Source organism: Amycolatopsis vancoresmycina (genome assembly GCF_000716785.1).
GTDB classification, from domain to species: Bacteria; Actinomycetota; Actinomycetes; order Mycobacteriales; family Pseudonocardiaceae; genus Amycolatopsis; species Amycolatopsis vancoresmycina.
The window spans coordinates 315391-335031 of record NZ_JNYY01000002.1 but is presented as its reverse complement, the minus strand read 5'-3'; the positions used below and the strand labels follow the sequence as shown (position 1 = coordinate 335031).

Sequence of the window (19641 nt, the reverse complement as noted above, 5' to 3'; positions counted from 1 at the left end):
GATCACTGGGGACGGGGAGGACGAAACGTGCGTTACCGGGTAGAGGTGGCCGAACGCCCGGACGGCCTGTACGCGACGTGGGGTGAGGGGACCTTCCGCGCGCAACGGTCGACCACGGACGGCACCGTGCTGCTGTCGGTGCTGCCGGAGGAAGAGGCGCCGGAGGGCTTCGACAAGGAGTTCGAGGGCCGTCCGGCGAAGGTCGTCCCGGCGAGCGAGGTGCCGTCGACGTTCACGCTGCGGACCTTCGCCGAGTTCGACGGCGAGGTCTTCGAGGTCGCACCGGACGCGCGGCCCGAGCTGACCCTGCGCTGGGTCCGCGACGACGCCGTCCGCGCGGCGCAGCTGGGCCTGACCGACTTCTCGGTCACCGTGCCCGCCAAGCAGGTCACGGCGTTGTGGCAGACGCGGCTGGACTTCACCGAGGCGCCGGAAGCGCGGCCGCAGCCGGGGACCGGCGACCAGAACGCGCTGCTGCGCGCCATCGGCCGGACGCTGCTGCACACCGTGCCCGGCGGCTGGACGCGGGTCGGCGCGCAGTTCCGGCAGGTCGGGGACTACGCCGAGGTCGAGGTCCGCGCGGTCGGCGACGAGGACGGCCCGGTGTCGGTGTCGCTCCCGGCGGTGCCCCGGCTCGGCGGGCTGTTCGCGCGGCTGCGGTCCGCGATGTTCCAGCCCGAGGCCGGCACGTGGTTCCAGGGCACGTTCACCCTCGACGCCGAATCGCAGTTCGACTTCGACTTCGACGCCGACCGCGAGCCGGACTGGCGGGTGCCGCCCAACGACGGCGGCCGCCCGTCGACCGCCGCGTACGAGCTGGAGCTGGCGAACTACCCGCGGACGTCGAAGCACGTGCCGGCGTGGCTGACCGCGAAGGCGGGGCTGCCGCTGGACGTCGTGTTCCGGCAGGCGCGGATCGCCGACTCGCACGCCGAGGGCGAGCGGCCGGTGGTCAACCGGCCGCCGGTGCCGCCGGACCAGGTCCGCGGCCTGCTCGACTACCTGTTCCGGGCGCCGGTGGCGCTGCACCGGCCGGCCCCGCTGCCGGACATCTTCGGCGGGCCGGGCGCGAAGCCGGACGTGCCGAACGCCTTCCACACCGACGGCACCTGGATCTGGCCCGCCGCCGTGCCGCACTACCTGCGCAAGTACGGGGTGCCGCCGGAGCCGGAGCTGGTCGAGCACATCCGCGCCGCCGGGTTCCGGCCGCCGTTCGTCGGCGAGCTCGTGCGGGCGTCGGCGGAGGCGGACGTTCTCGGCCAGCCGCGGCCGCCGCAGACGACCGCCGACCTGCCGGACGAGCGCGCGCTCACCCGGGTCGCCCGCGGCGAGCAGGTGCGGAACCTGCGTGGCGCGGAGACGCTGGAGCTGCTGCAGCAGCGGCTCGCCGAGCACGGCGTGCCCGCGGCGGCCTACCGGATCGGCGCGAACGAGGTGCCGGCCGAAGGCGTCTGGACGCTGCGCCGCGCCGAGAACGGCTGGGAGGTCTCCCGGCCGCCGTCGGACGAGCCGGTGGCGTTCGGCTCGCTCGGCGACGCGGCCCGGTTCCTCCTCGGCGTGCTGCTGATGCTGCCGCCGCGGCCGGCGGAGGAGTCCGACCAGCCCGCCGACTGGCCGATCCTGCCGATGCGCGGCGAACCGCCGTTGAACTTCTACCGCGGCAAGCGCCTGATCACCCTCGCCCCGGGCACCACGGTCGTCCGGTTCGGCAACGAGACCGGCAACCTGGTGCACGCCGACGGCTCGCGGTTCGTCGAGACGGCGCTGGCGTTCGAACGCGAACGCGAGAAGCGGCTTTACCGCGTCCAGCGCGCGGTCCGCGTGCTGACCGGCGTGACGGCGCCGTGGGGTGGCCTGCCGGGCGGCGCGGTCGCCTACCTGCTGCCGCGGCCGCTCGCCCAGCACCTCGAGACGGGCTCGCTCAGCAGGCAGTGATCAGGACGGCGGGTGACCACCAGTAGTCGGCGAGCGGGGTGACGTCGACCTCGGTGAAGCCCGCCGTCCGCAGCTGGTCCGCCCAGACCGCGGCCGGGTGCTCCCAGTTCGTCCGCTGCTGCCCGGAAACGATCCCGAGCAGCACGGGCAGCAGGAAGCCCTGCGCGACCATCGTGGCATCTTCGCCGTACTCGGCCACCCCGCGCTCGTAGCGCTCGACGAGCGACCGCAGGTGCTCCGGCGAGCCTTCCTCGTATTCGGGGACGTCGAACTCGGCGAGCACCAGCGTCCCGGTCCGCGGCTGCAGCGCCCGCAGCACCTCCGCGCGCTGCTCGGGCTCGATGGACTGCAGCGCGAAGGTCGACTGGACGAAGTCCCAGCCGAGGTCGTCACGGGCCAGGAAGTCCTGGGCGGTCGACTGCCAGCACTGCGCCGACGGCACCCGCTCGTGGACGCCGTCGAGCAGCGCGGCCGACGGCTCGACCAGGTCGATCCGCGGCGGGAGGTGCGACGCCTGCTCCAGCGCGGGCACCACGGCGAGGCCGTCACCGCAGCCGAGGTCGAGCAGCGACTCCGGCTTGCCGGCGTCGTACCGGGCGGCCAGCTCGGCGCTCAGCGCCCGGTACAGCTCGACGTTGCCGCCGCCGCGGATGAACGCCGTGAACGCGCTCGGCTGGTCGTACACCGGGGCCGAGCCGTCGCCGCCCAGGTAGGTCCGCAGTTCGTCGGCCAGGGTGGAGCCGGCGCGCCCGGCCTGTGCGGCGAGTTCGGCGGCTTGGCCGCGGTCACCGGAGCGGTAGGCGGCGAGAGCGTCGGCGAGCGGCTCGATCGAGGTCATGGTCAGGAGATATCAGAACGGGACCCACAACGTCACTCGCGTGCCGCCACCGGCGAGTCCCGACTCGACCAGCGACGTCCCGCCGACCTCGGCCAGCCGCGCGGTGATCGACTCGCTGATGCCGAACCCGGCGGGGTGGTCGGCCGCGCTGAAGCCGCTGCCGTGGTCGCGGGTGATCACCGCGATGCCGCCGTCACGCTCTTCGACGCGGACCACGACCCGGTCGGTGCCGGAGTGCTTCATGGTGTTCCGCATCGCCTCGCGGACGGCGTCGCGGATGGCGATCTGGCGGACCTCCGACAGCGTGTCGTCGTCCAGCTCGGCCACCACGAGCTGGGCGCGCAGGCCGTCGCGGGCCATCTCGGCGGCGAGCGCGGCGAGCTTCTCGCCCAGCGGCCGCGCGCCGGCCTCGGCCCGCTCGGACGCCGCCGACTCGATCGTGTGCCGGATCTCCATCGCCTGCGCCCGCGCCAGCCGCTGGATCTCCACCAGCCGTTCGGCCGGGTCGCCGGGGCCGGACAGCGCCATGGCCTCCAGCGTCTGCAGCACGGTGTCGTGCAGCCTCCGGTGCTGCTGGGCGCGTTCGGCGAGCCGTCCGTTGCGGGTGCCGTAGGCCAGCGCCAGTCGCGTGCCGAGGCCGGTCAGCACCAGCGCGGCGGTGGCGAGGAACAGCTCCGCGAGCAGGACGGAGTAGGTCGAGAACGCGGCGGGCACCTGGAACCGGCCGGTGTTCAGCCAGTTCGCCAGCATCCGCAGCGGGAAGCCGAGCAGCCCGAACACCACGCCGCTCGGCAGGCCCAGCGCGAGCGTCAGCAGCCCGGCCTCGCCGTAGAGGTGGACGCTGGTCACCGCCAGCGCGTCGGCGTACGCCGGCGTCGGCACGGTCAGCGCGATGATCAGCGGCGAAAGCACGGTGAAGGCCAGGTCGACGGCCAGCAGCTTCCCGGCGTCGCGGCCGCGGAACGGCGCCGAGCGGAACATCCAGCGCAGGCCGATGACGTTCAGCGCCACCGAGAGCAGCGTGAACACCCCGACCGGCAGCAACCCGGTGGCGCCGTGCTGGAGGACGTAGACGCCGAACTGGCCCGGCACCGCGAGCAGCCGGTAGGCCAGCGGGATGAGCACGACGTACCGAGTCGCGCGCAGCAGCAGGCTGTCGCGCTCGGTCGGGTCGATCGGGCCGGACATCCGCGAGATGCGCCGCAGCGCGTGCATCGGCGCCGGGTCGGCGATCTCGTCGGGCAGCTCACTCGTGGCGGTGGCGATCGCGGGGGCGCCGCGCCTCAGCAGCGCCACCAGGAAGCTGCCCCCGCCCGCCACGGCTCACGCGTCCCCGACGCCGTTTTCCGCGGCCCACTTCTTCAGCTCGGCGACCGCTTCGTCGTGCTCCAGGGGGCCGCGGTCCAGGCGCAGCTCCTTGAGGAACTTCCACGCCTTCCCGACGTCCGGCCCCGGCTTGAGGCCCAGCAGCTCCATGATCTGCTCGCCGTTGAGGTCCGGCCGCACGCGGTCGAGGTCCTCCTTGGCCTTCAGCGCGGCGATGCGGGCTTCGAGGTCGTCGTAGGTCGCCTGCAGCGCGGCCGCCTTCCGGCGGTTGCGGGTGGTGCAGTCGGCGCGGACCAGCTTGTGCAGCCGGGCCAGCAGCGGCCCGGCGTCGGTGACGTACCGGCGGACCGCCGAGTCCGTCCACTCGCCCTTGCCGTACCCGTGGAACCGCAGGTGGAGGAACACGAGCTGGGAGACGTCGTCGACGACCTCCTTCGAGAACTTCAGCGCCCGCAAACGTTTGCGGGCCATCCGGGCGCCGACCACCTCGTGGTGGTGGAAGCTCACGCCACCGCCCGGCTGGAACTCCCGCGTCGCCGGCTTGCCGACGTCGTGCAGCAGCGCCGCCAGCCGCAGGATCAGATCCGGCTCCGACGTCGGCTCGTGCGTCTTCTCCAGGTCGATCGCCTGGGCCAGCACGGTGAGGGAGTGCTGGTAGACGTCCTTGTGCTGGTGGTGCTCGTCGATCGCCAGCCGCATGCCGGGCACCTCGGGCAGCACCCGGTCGGCCAGCCCGGTCTCGACCAGCAGCTCCAGGCCCGGCCGCGGGTCGGCCGCCAGCAGCAGCTTCGACAGCTCGGCCTGCACCCGCTCGGCGGTGATCCGGTCGATCTCCTCGGCCATCGACGTCATCGCGTCGACCACCCGCGGCGCGGCGGTGAAGTCGAGCTGCGCGGCGAAGCGGGCGGCGCGCAGCATCCGCAGCGGGTCGTCGGCGAAGGACTCCTGCGGCGTCGCCGGGGTGTCCAGGACCCGCTCGCGCAGCGCCGTCAGCCCGTCGTGCGGGTCGATGAACGTCTTGGACGCCAGCTCGACGGCCATCGCGTTGACCGTGAAGTCGCGGCGCAGGAGGTCACCCTCGATGCTGTCGCCGAAGGTGACCTCGGGGTTGCGGCCGACCCGGTCGTAGCTGTCGGCGCGGAACGTCGTGATCTCGAGCTGCATGCCCTTCTTCGTCACGCCGACCGTGCCGAAGGCGATCCCGACGTCCCAGACCGCGTCGCCCCAGCCGCTGACGATCTTGAGCACCCGGTCCGGCCGGGCGTCGGTGGTGAAGTCGAGGTCGCCGGACTGGCGGCCGAGCAGCGCGTCGCGCACGCTGCCGCCCACGAGGTACAGGCGGTGCCCCGCCCTGGCGAACCGTTCCGCCAGTTCCTCCGCCAGTGGCGAGACCTCCATCAGCCCCACCACCTGCTCGTCGACCACGTCGTTCACGAAAATCCCACTACGTTCCAGGTGCGATAGCTGCAGGCACCGCCGGACACGGACACGGAGAGCCAGCCTACCGGGGCAACCGGTTGCTCTAGCATCGCAGCATGTCTGGATCAGCCGGCCGCCCCGGCGCCTCGAAGCCGCGGAGGCGGCGGAGGCGTCAACGCGGCAGGCGCCTGACCACGGTCGACGAGACGTCGGCCGGCGGCCTCGTGGTGGACGCGGAGCGCGAACAGGCGGTGCTGATCGGCCGGCTCGACCGGCACGGCAGACTGCTGTGGTCGCTGCCCAAGGGCCACATCGAGGACGGTGAGACGGTGGAACAGACAGCCGTGCGCGAGGTGAAGGAGGAAACCGGCATCTCCGCGCGCGTCCTGCGGCCACTGGGCACCATCGACTACTGGTTCGTCGCCGAGAAGCGGCGCATCCACAAGACCGTGCACCACTTCCTGCTCGAAGCCCTCGGCGGCGAGCTGTCCGACGAAGACGTCGAGGTCACCGAGGTGGCCTGGGTCCCGCTGGCCGAGCTGGAAGCCAAACTCGCCTACTCCGACGAGCGGAAGCTCGTCCGGAAGGCCAGTCAGATACTCACAGAACTTTTCGCGCGCCCGGACGTCCCAGGACGAGACGAGCACGCCCCTGAGGGAGCCCCCGAGTGAAGCGGTTCGCCGCAGCCTTCCTTTCCGTCCTCTTCCTGGCCGTCCCCGCCTTCGCCGGAGCCTCGGTGGCCCAGGCGGAGGAGGGTGCCCGGCTGCGCGTGGACCTGACCGAGCTGAGCCCGCGCGTCATCACGACGTCGACGACGACGCTGACCGTCACCGGCACGGTGACCAACACCGGCGACCGGAAGGTCACCCGGCCGCAGGTGCGGCTGCAGGTCGGCGACCGGGCGACGACCGAACGCGGCGTCGGCGACGTGCTGTCCGGCGCGGTCGTCAAGGACAGCCCGCTGACCGACTTCACCTCGGTCGCCGAGGCGCTGGAGCCGGGGCAGAGCGCTCCGCTGAACATCAGCGTGCCGCTGACCGGGACGCGGGCGGAGCGGCTCGGCCGTCCCGGCGTCTACCCGCTGCTGGTCAACGTCAACGGCACGCCGGAGTTCGGCGGCCCCGCCCGGCTGGGCGCGGTCAGCATGCTGCTGCCGGTGCTGTCCGGGCCGGGCAAGCAGACCACCGGCCGGTCCGGCGCGCCGAGCATGACCCTGCTCTGGCCGCTGACCGGCAACGTCCCGCACGTCTACGCGTCGCCGTACGGCAGCCAGCTGGTGCTGGCCGACGACCGGATGGCCGGCGAGATCAGCGGCGACGGACGGCTGAACGCGCTGGTCACCTCGGCCGCGTCGGCCGTGCGGAGCAACTCGGACCTGGCGAAGTCGATGTGCTTCGCGCTCGATCCGGACCTGCTCGCCACCGTCGACGCGATGAGCCGCGGCTACCTCGTCCACACGGAGTCGGGGAACGTCGACGGCAAGGGCGCCGACGCCGCGAAGGCGTGGCTGTCCGACGTCCGGTCGCTGGTCGGCAGCCGCTGCGTGGTGGCGCTGCCGTTCGCCGACGCCGACCTGGACGCGCTCACCCGCATCCACCCCGGCGACACGAGCCTGGTCACCCAGGCGGCCACCGGCGCGGCGACCATCCAGCAGCTGACCGGCGTCACCCCGCAGACCGGGGTGCTCTGGCCGGACGGCACGCCCAGCGCGTCGGTGCTCTCCGCGCTCAGTGACGCCGGCGTGCGAACCGTGCTCGCCGACGCGGGCAAGCTCGCCCCCGCCGCGGCCGGCGGCGGGGTCACCGTGCAGGGCAGCACGGTCCGCGTCCAGCCGACCGACTCGCTGGTCTCGGCCGCGCTGACCGGGGTCCCGGCCGTGCCGGACTCGGTCACCGTGCCGGCCACGACCGAGCGCGCGATCGCGAGCCAGAACGGGCTCGGCGCGCTCGCCTTCCGCGCCGGGCTGGGCCAGCCGGCCGGGCAGCAGCGGCCGAACCACCTGCTGGTCGCGCCGCCGCGGCGCTGGGACGCCCCGGCCGAGGAGTTCGCCGCGTACCTGCGGCAGGTCAGCGCCTTCCTGGACGCGGGTCTGGTCACCGCGACCGGGCTCCCGGCGCTCCTCGCCGACGAGCCGGCGGCCTCGGGCGTGGCCGGCGACAGCGGCCAGGACCCGGCGAGCGGCGTCGACCCGGGTGTCGTCTCGACGCTCTCGGCGCTCGACGTCCAGGCCACCGGGCTGGCGTCCGCGATGCAGGTCGACCCGACCAAACGGGTGAAACCGGACGACGTCGTCGAGCCGGTCCGGCTGGCCGAGCTGCGCGGCGCGTCCACGGCCTGGCGGGGGCTGCCCGTGGACGCGGCGACCACGAACGCCCAGGCCGAGCTCGCGGCGATCAGCGGCCGGGTGACGGTGTCGCAGCCGAAGCAGACCATCGCGCTGGCGTCCGGGAACTCGCCGCTGCCGGTGTACGTCAGCAACGACCTGCCGGTCGGCATCAACGCCCGGTTCACCCTGAACAACAACACCGGCCTGCGCCCGGAGGACGCCACGGACCGGTACTTCCCGGCCAGCGGCGGCAAGAACTACTTCCTGCCGGTGGAGGCGCTGCGGGCCGGCCGGTTCAGCGTCGATGTGTCGTTGAGCACGCCCACCGGTACCCCGCTCGGGTCATCCGCGCGGTTCGAGCTGACGTCCACCGAGTACGGCGCGATCACCATCATCGCGACCGTCGCCGCAGGTGTGGCGCTGCTTCTGCTCGCTTCGCGGCGCATCTACCGACGGGTCAAGGACGCCCGCGCGGGCCGCGACGTCGTGGACTGATCGCTCGGCCTTTGAGTGTTCCGGGCCGTTCCCGATTACCCTTGGTCCGCACGTGCGCGGCACCCGGCCGCGGCACCGGAGACGAGCACCGAGGATTGGGCACGCGTTGGAGAGAGAGCCGGGCTTACCACCCGAGCGTGCGGGTCGTCCTCGGCGCGAAGGCCCCCCGCCCCCGCAACGAGGGGACGGGCCCCCGCGCGCGTCGCAGCCGGTCCGCCGCCAGCCGCCGCAGCAGCCGCCACCGGCCCCGCCGGAGCGCGGCCGCCGCCAGCCGCCCCGCAACGGCCAGACCCGCCAGATGCCGTCGCCGGACGAGGCCCCGCCGCGCGACCAGCGGCCGCCCCGCGACGACGCCCCGCCCCGCCGCCCGGCCCGCGACGGCCAGCCACCCCGCGACGGCCAGCCACCCCGCGGCGATCGCCCGGCCCGCGACGACCGGCCACCGGTGGACGACCGGCCCGGCCGCGGCGAGCGTGCCCCCGGCGGACGGCCGGCCCGCGGCGACCGGCCGGCGCCGGACGACTTCCCCGCCCGCGACAACCGCGGTCCCCGGGGCGACCACCCCGGCCGCGACCCCCACGGCGAGCCGTCCCGCGACGACTGGCCGCGGGAGGACCGCCCCCCGTACGACGACCGCGCCCTCCGCGAGGACCGGCCGCCGCGCCGGGTCCCGCCGCCGCAGGGTCCGCCGCGGGGTGGCAAGCCGCCGCGCAACGCCGGCCCGGCGCCCACCCGGGTCCAGCCGGTGCCGCCCGGCGGCCCACCACCGGGACCGCCCCCGCACGGCGGGGCGCAGCCGGCCGTGCCGTCGCCGAACCAGCCGCTGAGCGGCGCCCAGCCGGTCATCGCGCCCGGCGGCCCACCGCCCAGCGGGGCGCAGCCCGCCGTGCCGCCGCCGAACATGCCGCTGAGCGGCGCCCAGCCGGTCGTGTCGCCCGGCAACGCGCAGCCGGGCGGCCCCCCGCCGCAAGGCGGCGCGCAGCCGGGCCCGGCCGGTCACCAGGGACGGCTCCCGCAGCCGGCTCCGCCCGCGACCCCGCCGCCCGGCAACCCGGCCCCCGGCACCCCGCCGCCGGGCACGCCGGTGCCGCCGCGCGGCCGCGGCTCCCGGCGTCCGGCGCCGGTGCGGCCGTGGCAGGAGGAAGCCACCCAGGTCCAGCGCCCGCCCGACCCGGAGGCGACGCGGTTCATCCCGCGCACCGCCGGCGTCCCGATGAACTCGCGCTGGCCGGTCGCCGACCCGGACGTCATGCGGCCGTACGACGCGCTGGCGACGCAGGTCATGCCGGCGCTCAAGGGGCCGCTGGTCAAGCCCCGGCCGGATGGCGAAGCGCCGGAGGCGCCGGCCAAGGCGCCGTCGCTGGCGAAGGCGTCCGGCCGGATGGCCATCGCGTCGCTGATCAGCCGGATCACCGGCTTCCTGTGGAAGCTGCTGCTGGTCGCCGCGATCGGCCAGGGCATCGCGAACGACTCGTTCAACGTCGCGAACACGATGCCGAACATCATCTTCGAGCTGCTGATGGGTGGCGTGCTCGCCAGCGTGGTGGTGCCGCTGCTGGTGCGCTCGCAGGACGACCCCGACGGCGGCACGGCCTACACGCAGCGGCTCATCACGGTGGCGTTCACGCTGCTGCTGGTCGGCACGGTGGTGGCGGTGATCGCCGCCCCGGCGTTCACGAGCCTGTACGTCGACTCGTCCGGCAAGGCGAGTCCCGCGCTGACCACGGCGTTCGCCTACCTGCTGCTGCCGGAGATCTTCTTCTACGGCGTGTTCGCGCTGCTCTCGGCGGTGCTCAACGCCAAGCAGATCTTCGGGCCGACGGCCTGGGCGCCGGTGATCAACAACCTGGTCGTCATCTTCACGATCCTGGTCGTCTGGATCATGCCGGGCGACATCGACACCGGGCACGTCTCCATCACCGACCCCAAGGTGCTGACGCTGGGCATCGGCGTCACCGGCGGCATCGTCGCCCAGGCGCTGCTCCTGGTCCCGCCGCTGCTGCGCTCCGGCTTCCGGTTCAAGTGGCGCTGGGGCATCGACAAGCAGATGAAGGAGTTCGGCGGCCTCGCGCTCTGGATCCTCGGCTACGTCGCCGTCAGCCAGGTCGGCTACACGATCAACACGCGCGTGCTGACCAGCGGTTCACCCGGCGGTGTGACGGCCTACAGCAACGCCTGGCTGCTCTTCCAGCTGCCGTACGGCGTCATCGGCGTCTCACTGCTGACGGCGATCATGCCGCGGATGAGCCGCGCGGCGGCCGACGGCGACCACAAGAAGCTGATCGGCGACCTGTCGTACGCGTCCCGGATCTCGACGGTGATGCTCGTCCCGATCTCCGCGGTGATGACCGTGGTCGGCGGCTCGATCGGCATCGCGCTGTTCACCTTCGGCAAGGGCACGGTGGACACCGCCGAGCGGCTCGGCGACGCGCTCGCCATCTCGGCGTTCGCGCTGCTGCCGTACGCGCTGGTGATGCTCCAGATGCGCGTGTTCTACGCGATGAAGGACGCGCGCACGCCGACGCTGATCATGATCGTGATGACGCTGGTCAAGGTGCCGCTGCTGTACCTGTGCCCGGTGCTGCTGTCGCCGGACAACGTCGTGCTCGGCGTGATGATGGTCAACGCGCTCACGTTCGTGGTCGGGGCGATCCTCGGCCAGGTTTGGCTCTGGGTGACCCTGGGCAACTTGCGCAGCAAGCGGGTGATCGGCGTGATCCTGTTCACGGTCGTCGCGAGTGCGCTAGGCGTCGGTGCCGCGTGGGTGGCGGGCCAGCTCGTGCCCGACGCGTTCGGCCCGAAACTGGGCGCCTGGGCGAAGCTGTTCCTGCAGAGCATCGTGGGCATCGTGGTCTCCTTCGGCGTGCTGATGGCGCTGAAGGTCGAGGAGCTGAGACCGGCCACTTCGAGGTTCACCCGGTTGATCAAGCGCGGGTAACGATTCCGGTACGGATGGCGACGACTCCCGCGTCGTATTCTGGGTACCCTCGACGACGGGGATCGAGCGGGAGCGAGTGAGGGTGGACACGAGGCGGAGCGAACAGGCGGGGGGTGCGAACCACGTGGGCAAGGCCCAGGTCGGATCGCTGGCCCCCGGGCGTGTGGTCGGCGACGGCCGCTACCGCCTCCTCGCGCAGTTCGGCGTGGACGAGCGGGGCGACGCGCACCTTTGGCGTGCGCGGGACGGGCAGCTGAAGCGGGACGTGGCGCTGACCCTGCTGGTCGGCGACCCGGCGGACCCGGAAGCCGCCCGGCTGGCCCGGCGGACGCTCGAGCGCGCGACCCACGCGTCGAAGTTCGGCCACGGCGGCGTCGCCCGCGTGCTGGACGTGCTCGCGCTCGGCAGCGGCGTCACGTCGAGCGAAGGGCTGCTCGGCGTCGTCGTCGCGGAGTGGACCAAGGGCAGCGACCTGGTCGACCTCGTCGCGCAGCGGCCGGTGGCGCCCGCCGCGGCCGCGCGGATGGTGCAGGCGCTCGCGGAAGCCGTCGAGCAGGCGCACCAGAACGGGCTCGTGCTCGGCCTCGACCACCCCCAGCGGCTGCGGCTGACGCCGAACGGCGCGCTCAAGCTCGCGTTCCCCGGCCCGCTGCCGGAGGCGACGCTGCGCGACGACGTCAAGGCGCTCGGCGCGGTCCTGTACCTGCTGCTGACCGGCCGCTGGGCGCTGCCCGGCGGCCCGCCCGCGATCCCGGCGGCGCCGATGACGCCGCAGGGCCGGATCGTCCCGCCGCGCCAGCTGGTGCCGACGGTCCCGGCCGACCTGTCGTCGCTGGCCGTCCGCACGATCGAGGACGGCGGCAACGGCGGCATCCGCACCAGCGCGGCCATCCTCCGCGTGCTCGACCAGGTAGCCGAGGCCGAGGAGCGCACCCAGCTGATCAAGGCCGTCGGCGGTGACCCGGCGGAGGCCGACGGCACGATCTGGACGACGAAGAAACCGGTCAAGGACGTCGCCCGGCGGCGCAAGCTCGCCCTCGGCGTCACCGTGCTGGTGGTCGCCACGGTCGTCATCCTCGCCTGGGGCGGCCTGATGCTGATCAACGTCTTCCAGGGCGATTCGAAGGCGAGCGGGCCGTCGATCAACGTCGCCGCCCCGCCGGCGTCGAGCCAGCCGGCCGCCGCGCCTCCCGCGTCGTCGTCCGCACCCGCGCCGCCGCCGGCCGCCCCGAAGGTGGGCGACCCGGTGAAGCCGAAGGCGGTGGCGGTCTACAACCCCGAGGGCAAGGGCGACAACCCCGGCCGCGCGAAGAACGTGATCGACGGCGACCCCGGCACGGTGTGGAAGACCGAGCAGTACAAGCAGCAGTTCCCCACCATCAAGCCGGGCGTCGGGCTGGTCGCCACCTTCCAGGACCCGATCAACCTCAGCCAGGTCAAGATCAGCGGCGGCACGGCCGGCACGAAGGTGGAGATCCGGTCGGCGACCGAGAAGGACCCCGACCTGGCCGACACGAAGGTGGTCGGCAACGGCGACCTCCAAGACGGCGACACGACGATCCAGCTGGCGCAGCCCACCCAGGGCGAGTACTTCATCGTCTGGATCACCCAGCTGGGCGGCGACGACGGCGCGCACCTGTCCCAGATCGGTGAGCTGAGCTTCCTGCCTGCGGGGTGACGCACCCGACAGGGTCAGTAGGCTCTGCCGGGTGACAGCTGCAGCTCCCACGGATGCGGATCTGATAGCGGCTCACGCCGCGGGGGACCCCCATGCGTTCAGCGAACTCGTCCAGCGACATCGCGACCGGATGTGGGCGGTCGCCCTGCGCACGGTCCGCGACCCGGAAGAGGCCGCCGACGCGTTGCAGGACGCGTTCATCTCGGCGTTCCGGGCCGCCGACAAGTTCCGGGCGGAGTCGCAGGTCACGACGTGGCTGCACCGGATCGTGGTGAACGCCTGCCTCGACCGGATCCGCCGCCGCCAGGCGCGCCCGACCGTGCCGCTGCCGGAGACCGGCTTCAACGAGCCGGCCACCCCGCGCGACTCGATGGCCGAGCGCGAAACGAGCCTGCTGGTGCGGGAGGCGCTCGACCAGCTGCCCGAAGAGCAGCGTGCCCCGATCGTGTTGGTGGACGTCGAGGGATACTCCGTGGCCGAGACGGCCAAGCTGCTCGGCATCGCCGAAGGCACCGTGAAGAGCCGGTGCGCGCGCGGCCGGGGGAAACTCGCGAAGGTTCTCGGGCACCTGCGGAACCCCGATGCGATTGCGAACGTCCCAACTCACGAAAGCAAACGGGCCGGGCGTCAGCCGGGTAGCGGGGAGGGACGATGACGGACGAAAGCCGGGGGATCGGGGGGACCGTCGGTCCGCCCTGGTCTGTCGACGTGCTCGCCGACCTCCACGCCGGTGTCCTGGACGACACGCGGGCGGCGGAGCTGTGGCCGTTGGTCAACGCCGATCCCGAAGCCCGGGCGATCCTCGACGCCCTCGACGCGACGCAGTCCGACCTGGCCTCGCTCGCCGACGCACCCGCCCCGCCGATGCCCGCGCAGTTCGCGGCCCGGCTGGACGCGGCGCTGGCCGCCGAAGCAGCGGCCCGCTTTCCCGAGCCGCGGCGGGCACCGGAGCAGGGGAACGCCCCGGTGGTGGACCTCGCGGCAGCACGGCGGCGCCGGAACAAGCGGCTCGGCTGGGCCGCCGGCGTCCTGACCGCGGCCGCGGCGGCGGTCGTCGCCGTAACCGTTGCCATCCCGAACACGTCGCAGCAGACCGGCACCCCGAACGTCGCCGCGCCGACCGGCCCCTCGGTGGGCAACGACGGCAGCGGCGCGCAGGCCCTGATCGGCAAGGCGGTCGGCGTCCGCGACTTCGGCCCGCTGCAGAACGAGGACCGGCTCGACGAGTGCATCGCGGCCGCCGGGCTGGACCCGAAGGTGCGCCCCGAGGGCATCCGCCCGGTGAACGTCGGCGGCAAGGCCGGCGTGATGATCATCCTGACCACCGGCAAGCTGGCCCAGTTCCGGCTGGTGGCCTTCGGCGCGGACTGCGGGCCGGGCAATCCGGCTGTGTTGTTCGACAAGGTCGTCGGGGAGAAGTAGCGGCTGTCACCCCTGGGAACATGGCCACCTACGATCGTGTTGAGCCTGGTACACGGGTCACTACGAGCGGAGGTCACGGGTGGCTGCCGAGGAAATCAGGAACCTGATCGTCGTCGGGTCGGGTCCTGCCGGATACACCGCTGCCGTTTACGCGGCGCGGGCCCAGCTTGAACCGCTGGTGTTCGAGGGCACGCAGTTCGGCGGCGCGCTGATGACGACGACCGAAGTCGAGAACTTCCCCGGGTTCCGCGACGGCATCATGGGTCCGGACCTGATGGAGGAGATGCGCAAGCAGGCCGAGCGCTTCGGCGCCGAGCTGCGCGCGGAAGACGTCGAGTCGCTGGAGCTGACCGGTGACGTCAAGTACGTCGTCGCGAACGGCAAGCGCTACGCCGCCCGCGCGGTCATCCTCGCCATGGGTGCCGCGGCGCGGTACCTGAACGTGCCGGGCGAGCAGGAGCTGCTCGGCCGCGGTGTCTCGGCCTGTGCGACCTGTGACGGCTTCTTCTTCCGCGACCACGACATCGTGGTCGCCGGCGGTGGCGACTCGGCGATGGAGGAGGCGACCTTCCTGACGAAGTTCGCGAAGTCCGTCACGATCGTCCACCGGCGCGACGAGTTCCGCGCGTCCCGGATCATGCTCGAGCGCGCCCGCGCGAACGAGAAGATCAAGTGGCAGCTGAACTCGCAGATCACCGGGGTGCTCGGCGACGGCAAGGTCGAGGGCCTGCAGCTGAAGGACACCAAGGACGGCTCGGAGTCGACGCTGGACGTGTCGGGCTTCTTCGTCGCGATCGGGCACGACCCCCGCAGCCAGCTGGTGAAGGGGCAGGTCGACCTGGACGAGGACGGCTACGTCGTCACGAAGGGCAAGACGTCCTTCACCAACCTCGACGGCGTCTTCGCGGCCGGCGACCTGGTGGACCGCACCTACCGGCAGGCGATCACCGCCGCCGGTTCCGGGTGCAGCGCGGCGATCGACGCGGAACGATGGCTCGCGGAGCACGGCGAGTCGGAGGCGCACGAGGCGGCCGAGCTCGTCGGCGGCGGCTACGGCGCGGGCACCAACTGACTTACGGCTTCCCAACCACCGTTTAAGGAGAAACCATGGCCAACACCGTCAAGGTGACCGACGCGACGTTCGTCGACGAGGTCCTGACCAGCGAGAAGCCGGTCCTCGTCGACTTCTGGGCCACCTGGTGCGGTCCGTGCAAGATGGTCGCCCCGGTGCTCGAGGAGATCGCCGCCGAGAACGGCGAGAAGCTGACCATCGCCAAGATCGACATCGACGAGAACCCGAACACGCCGCGTGACTACCAGGTGATGTCCATCCCGACGCTGATCCTGTTCCAGGGCGGCAAGCCGGTGAAGCAGATCGTGGGCGCGAAGCCGAAGGCCGCGCTGCTGTCGGATCTCGCCGACGTCCTCTGAATCGCACAAGCCCGGCGAACCCGGGGCCTGCGGGAATCTCTCCCGTGGCCCCGGGTTCGTCGCTGTTCGGGGGAATCCGACCGGTGTGGGTGAATCGTGCGTGATCGCCAGCACGACGGGTACTCCACTAACGGGTTCTTGACGCACCTACTGGGCCTGCGCTGTCACCCAGAGTTGGCAAGGCACAATAGAGGACCTGGGCCCGTCCCAGGAATGGTTTTCCCGAAGTCCTGCCACGCACCGAGCTCCCCATCGGTGCCTGAGGAAGAGCGAGGAGTGCATGCGGGTACTCCGCCGCGGTGACGCCGGTCCGGACGTCGCCGAGATCAGGTCCATCTTGGCCGGGATGGACCTGCTCCCGCCGGTCACCGGGACCGACGAGGAGTACGGCACGTTCGACGTCGCCGTCGAGCACGCCGTTCGTGCCTTCCAGCAGCGTCGTGGGCTGATGACCGACGGGATCGTGGGTCCGGCGACGTTCCAGGCGCTCAAGGGCGCCAGCTACCACCTGGGCAGCCGCCCGCTGTCGTACATGATCGCGTCCCCCGTCCACGGCGACGACGTCTTCACGCTGCAGGAGCGGCTCACCGAGCTCGGCTTCGACGCCGGCCGCCCCGACGGCTACTTCGGCCCGGCGACCGAGCGCGCGCTCAAGACGTTCCAGCGCGACATGCGCCTGACGCCGGACGGCATGTGCGGCCCGGCGACCATCCGCGAGCTGCACCGCCTGTCCTCGCCGCGCGCCCGCGGCGGCCGCCCGGTCTTCCTGCGCGAGCAGGAGCAGGTGCGCCAGGCCGGCCCGCGGCTGCGCGGCAAGCGCATCGTGATCGACCCCGGCCACGGCGGCGACGACCTCGGCGTGGTCGCCGGCGGGCTGCGCGAAGCCGACATCGCGTGGGACCTCGCGCGCCGCCTGGAGGGCCGGATGAAGGCCACCGGCATGGAGGCGCTGATCTCCCGCGGCCCGAACCACAGCCCCACGGAGCTGGAGCGCGCCCGGTTCGCGAACGACGCGGGCGCCGACCTGTTCCTGTCCCTGCACAGCGACGGCAACCGCTCGACGCGCGCCCAGGGCATCGCGAGTTTCCACTTCGGCACCGGCAACGGCACCACGTCCACCGTCGGCGAGCTGCTGGCCGGCTTCATCCAGCGCGAGGTCGCGGCCCGCACCGGCATGCTGGACTGCCGCACGCACTACAAGACGTGGGAGATCTTCACCCGCACCCGCTGCCCGGCGGTCCGTGTCGAGATCGGCTACCTGACGAACCCGGACGACGCCCGCAAGCTCGGCGACCCGGCGTTCCGCGACATCGTCGCGGAGGGCATCCTGATCGCCGTCAAGCGGCTGTACCTGCTCGGCGAGGGTGACCAGCCGACGGGCACGTTCACGTTCGCCGACGTCCTGGCGCACGAGCTCGCGAAGGCCGAATAGGGCCGACCACAACCCCTAGCGGCTCACCTTCACCTGCCCCACCACCCCTGGGGACGCCACGCGCGCGTCCCCAGGTTTCGGGGCAGTTCTCCACAGCTTGTCCACCGCTCCTAGCAGGGCTCTGTGGATAACTCGGCACTTCTTCCACAGCTGTGCACACACGCCCTCCAGGCGCGGTGAAGCCCAGGCGCAAACGTTTGCGGGCGGGGAATCAGGCGCGGCCGAGGCTCGGCTCGGCGGTCGTGATCGTCACCTGGCCGAGCAGCCGCTCCAGCGCCGCCTCGACGTCTTCCTTCCAGGTGATCGCCGACCGCAGCTCGAGGCGCAGGCGGGGCCACTTCTGGTGCGGGCGGACCGTCTTGAAGCCGACGCTCTGCAGGAACGCCGCCGGCAGCACGCAGCTGTGCCCGCCGTCGGGGTCGGCCTCGTCGGGGCGGGCGTCGCCGAACGCCTCGATCGCGCGGACCCCGCGTTTCGTCAGGTCCTTGGCCACCGCCTGGACCAGCATCCGGCCGAGCCCGCCGCCGCGGAACTCGGGGAGGACCTGGAACGACGTCAGCAGGACCGCGTCCGCGCTCGGCGGGGACGTCGGGAAGGCCAGCGCGCGCGGGACCGCGTTCGGCGGGGCGTACAGCACGAACCCGACCGGCAGCGTGTCGCTGTAGACGATGCGGCCGCAGGACCCCCACTCGAGCAGCACGCTCGACACCCAGGCTTCCTTTTCGACCTCGGTCGCGCCGAACTCCTCGGCCTGGTGCTTCAGGTGCGGGGCCAGCTCCCAGTACACGCACCGGCGGCAGCTCTTCGGCAGGTGCTCCAGGTTGTCCAGTGTGACGCCCACGACGCGACGCGACACCCGCGACCTCCCTGACCTGCGCTCCCGACCGGCCGCCCGCTCGTCAAGCCGCGCGAAAGCCACGGCACGAACACGGGAGCCATGGTCGAGGATAGGCCGATGTGACAAGCACCGGAAGGCCAGGGGGTCCTGATGGGTGCCCGGTTACACTCGATGGGATCTACCAGCTCCCGCGGGAGTGACCGTGTCCGCCTAGCCCCGGGTGAACGTCGATGACCGAGAACCGCCCCAGCCAGCGTCCCAGCGGCCGCCAGAACCTCGACCCGCACCTCGAGCGGTACGCCGCCCGCACCGCGGGCATGACCGCCTCCGAGATCCGGGCGCTGTTCGCGGTGGCCAGCCGGCCCGAGGTGGTTTCGCTGGCCGGCGGCATGCCGAACCTGGCGGCCCTGCCGCTCGACACGCTGTCGGCGCAGGTGGCGGAGATCATCGCCGAAGACGGCCTGGTGGCGCTGCAGTACGGCTCCGCGCACGGCGTCCCGGTGCTGCGCGAGCAGATCTGCGAAATCATGGCCCTGGAGGGCATCAAGGCGCACCCGGACGACGTCGTGGTGACCGTCGGCTCCCAGATGGGCCTGGACATGGTCACGCGGCTGTTCTGCGACCCGGGTGACGTCGTCATCGCCGAAGGCCCTTCGTACGTCGGCGCGCTGGGGTCGTTCGCCGCGTACCAGGCGCAGGTCGTGCACGTGGCGATGGACGACCAGGGCCTGGTGCCGTCGCTGCTCCGGGAAGCACTCGATCAGGCGAAGAAGGCCGGGCGGCGGGTCAAGTTCCTCTACACGATCCCGAACTTCCACAACCCCGCCGGCGTCACGCTGGCCGTCGAGCGCCGCGCGGAGATCCTGGAGATCTGCCGCGAGCACGGCGTCCTGGTCGTCGAAGACAACCCGTACGGGTTGCTCGGCTTCGACGGTCAGACGTACCCGGCACTGCGCTCGACCGACCCCGACAACGTCGTGTACCTCGGGTCGTTCTCCAAGACGTTCGCCTCCGGCCTGCGCGTCGGCTGGGTGCTCGCGCCGCACGCCGTGCGCGAGAAGCTCGTGCTGGCCGCGGAGTCGGCGACGCTGTGCCCGCCGACGTTCAACCAGATGATCGTGTCGCGCTACCTGGCCACCCACGACTGGAAGGGCCAGATCAAGAAGTTCCGCGAGAACTACCGCGAACGGCGTGACGCGATCCTGTCCGCGCTCGACCAGTACCTGCCCCCCGGCTGCTCGTGGACGAAGCCGGACGGCGGCTTCTACGTCTGGGTGACGGTGCCGGAAGGCGTCGACACGAAGGCGATGCTGCCGCGCGCGGTGACCGCGCGGGTGGCGTACGCGTCCGGCACCGGCTTCTACGCCGACGGGTTCGGCAGCCGCCAGATGCGGCTGTCCTACTGCTACCCGACGCCGGAGCGGATCCGCGAGGGCGTGCGGCGGCTGGCCGCCGTGCTGGAGTCCGAAATGGACCTCGCGCGCACCTTCGGTAGCGTGACCTCGCGCCAGATCCAGGGGCCGCAGAACCCGTCCCCGGACACGGTCTGAATCTTCTTAAGGA

General features: G+C 72.5%; 15 protein-coding genes. 11 read left to right on the top strand and 4 right to left on the bottom strand.

The genetic code is table 11. From position 1 onward, the window contains the following. Positions 1-27 precede the first annotated feature (27 nt). A complete protein-coding gene (locus tag OO60_RS07150; protein WP_081655872.1) occupies positions 28-1935 on the top strand; it encodes a TNT domain-containing protein in 1908 nt (635 codons plus the stop codon). Here the strand turns inward: OO60_RS07150 and OO60_RS07145 are convergent. Genes OO60_RS07145 through OO60_RS07135 form a run of 3 tightly spaced genes read right to left on the bottom strand, consistent with a single transcriptional unit; the run spans position 1922 to position 5533 of the window. Beyond that, positions 1922-2773, bottom strand: a complete 852-nt coding sequence (locus OO60_RS07145) for a class I SAM-dependent methyltransferase (protein WP_003087426.1) — start codon at positions 2771-2773, stop codon at positions 1922-1924. The genes OO60_RS07150 and OO60_RS07145 overlap by 14 nt on opposite strands. A 12-nt stretch (positions 2774-2785) precedes the next feature. Beyond that, on the bottom strand, positions 2786-4093 hold the full coding sequence (locus OO60_RS07140) for a sensor histidine kinase (protein WP_003087436.1): 1308 nt from the start codon (positions 4091-4093) through the stop codon (positions 2786-2788). A 3-nt stretch (positions 4094-4096) separates the two neighbouring features. Continuing rightward, positions 4097-5533, bottom strand: coding sequence for a CCA tRNA nucleotidyltransferase (locus OO60_RS07135; protein WP_003087439.1), 1437 nt, complete (start codon positions 5531-5533; stop codon positions 4097-4099). Positions 5534-5634: 101 nt separating this feature from the next. Here OO60_RS07135 and OO60_RS07130 point away from each other — a divergent pair, with 101 nt between their 5' ends. The 9 genes from OO60_RS07130 (at position 5635) to OO60_RS07085 (ending at position 17240) form a co-directional block, all read left to right on the top strand. Further along, positions 5635-6189 (top strand): NUDIX hydrolase, encoded by a 555-nt coding sequence (locus OO60_RS07130; RefSeq protein WP_033261042.1) that lies wholly within the window; start codon positions 5635-5637, stop codon positions 6187-6189. Then, positions 6186-8339, top strand: coding sequence for a DUF6049 family protein (locus tag OO60_RS07125; protein ID WP_003087445.1), 2154 nt, complete (start codon positions 6186-6188; stop codon positions 8337-8339). Before OO60_RS07130 ends, OO60_RS07125 begins: the two co-directional genes overlap by 4 nt. Before the next feature lie 1123 nt (positions 8340-9462). Beyond that, complete coding sequence (murJ, locus tag OO60_RS07115; RefSeq protein ID WP_425304643.1) at positions 9463-11277, top strand: murein biosynthesis integral membrane protein MurJ; 1815 nt, start codon at positions 9463-9465, stop codon at positions 11275-11277. A gap of 82 nt (positions 11278-11359) precedes the next feature. Further along, complete coding sequence (locus OO60_RS07110) at positions 11360-12955, top strand: protein kinase family protein (protein WP_033261040.1); 1596 nt, start codon at positions 11360-11362, stop codon at positions 12953-12955. 31 nt (positions 12956-12986) lie between these two features. Beyond that, entirely contained in the window at positions 12987-13610 is a 624-nt protein-coding gene (gene sigM / locus OO60_RS07105) for an RNA polymerase sigma factor SigM (RefSeq protein WP_033261039.1), read from the top strand. Next, entirely contained in the window at positions 13607-14377 is a 771-nt protein-coding gene (locus tag OO60_RS07100) for a hypothetical protein (protein ID WP_003082895.1), read from the top strand. The genes sigM and OO60_RS07100 overlap by 4 nt, the downstream gene beginning before the upstream one ends. A 79-nt stretch (positions 14378-14456) precedes the next feature. Then, on the top strand, positions 14457-15449 hold the full coding sequence (gene trxB, locus OO60_RS07095) for a thioredoxin-disulfide reductase (RefSeq protein WP_003082896.1): 993 nt from the start codon (positions 14457-14459) through the stop codon (positions 15447-15449). A 35-nt stretch (positions 15450-15484) separates the two neighbouring features. After that, positions 15485-15808: a thioredoxin gene (gene trxA / locus OO60_RS07090; protein WP_003082899.1), complete on the top strand. Its 324-nt coding sequence runs from the start codon at positions 15485-15487 to the stop codon at positions 15806-15808. Positions 15809-16088: 280 nt separating this feature from the next. After that, the gene (locus OO60_RS07085; protein WP_003082900.1) at positions 16089-17240 is read left to right on the top strand and encodes an N-acetylmuramoyl-L-alanine amidase; all 1152 of its coding nucleotides are present in this window, start codon (positions 16089-16091) and stop codon (positions 17238-17240) included. Between the two features lie 211 nt (positions 17241-17451). Here OO60_RS07085 and OO60_RS07080 read toward each other — a convergent pair whose 3' ends face one another. Continuing rightward, positions 17452-18096, bottom strand: a complete 645-nt coding sequence (locus tag OO60_RS07080) for a GNAT family N-acetyltransferase (RefSeq protein ID WP_081655853.1) — start codon at positions 18094-18096, stop codon at positions 17452-17454. Positions 18097-18308: 212 nt separating this feature from the next. Here OO60_RS07080 and OO60_RS07075 point away from each other — a divergent pair, with 212 nt between their 5' ends. Then, positions 18309-19628, top strand: coding sequence for an aminotransferase-like domain-containing protein (locus tag OO60_RS07075; RefSeq protein ID WP_003082905.1), 1320 nt, complete (start codon positions 18309-18311; stop codon positions 19626-19628). Positions 19629-19641 lie beyond the last annotated feature (13 nt).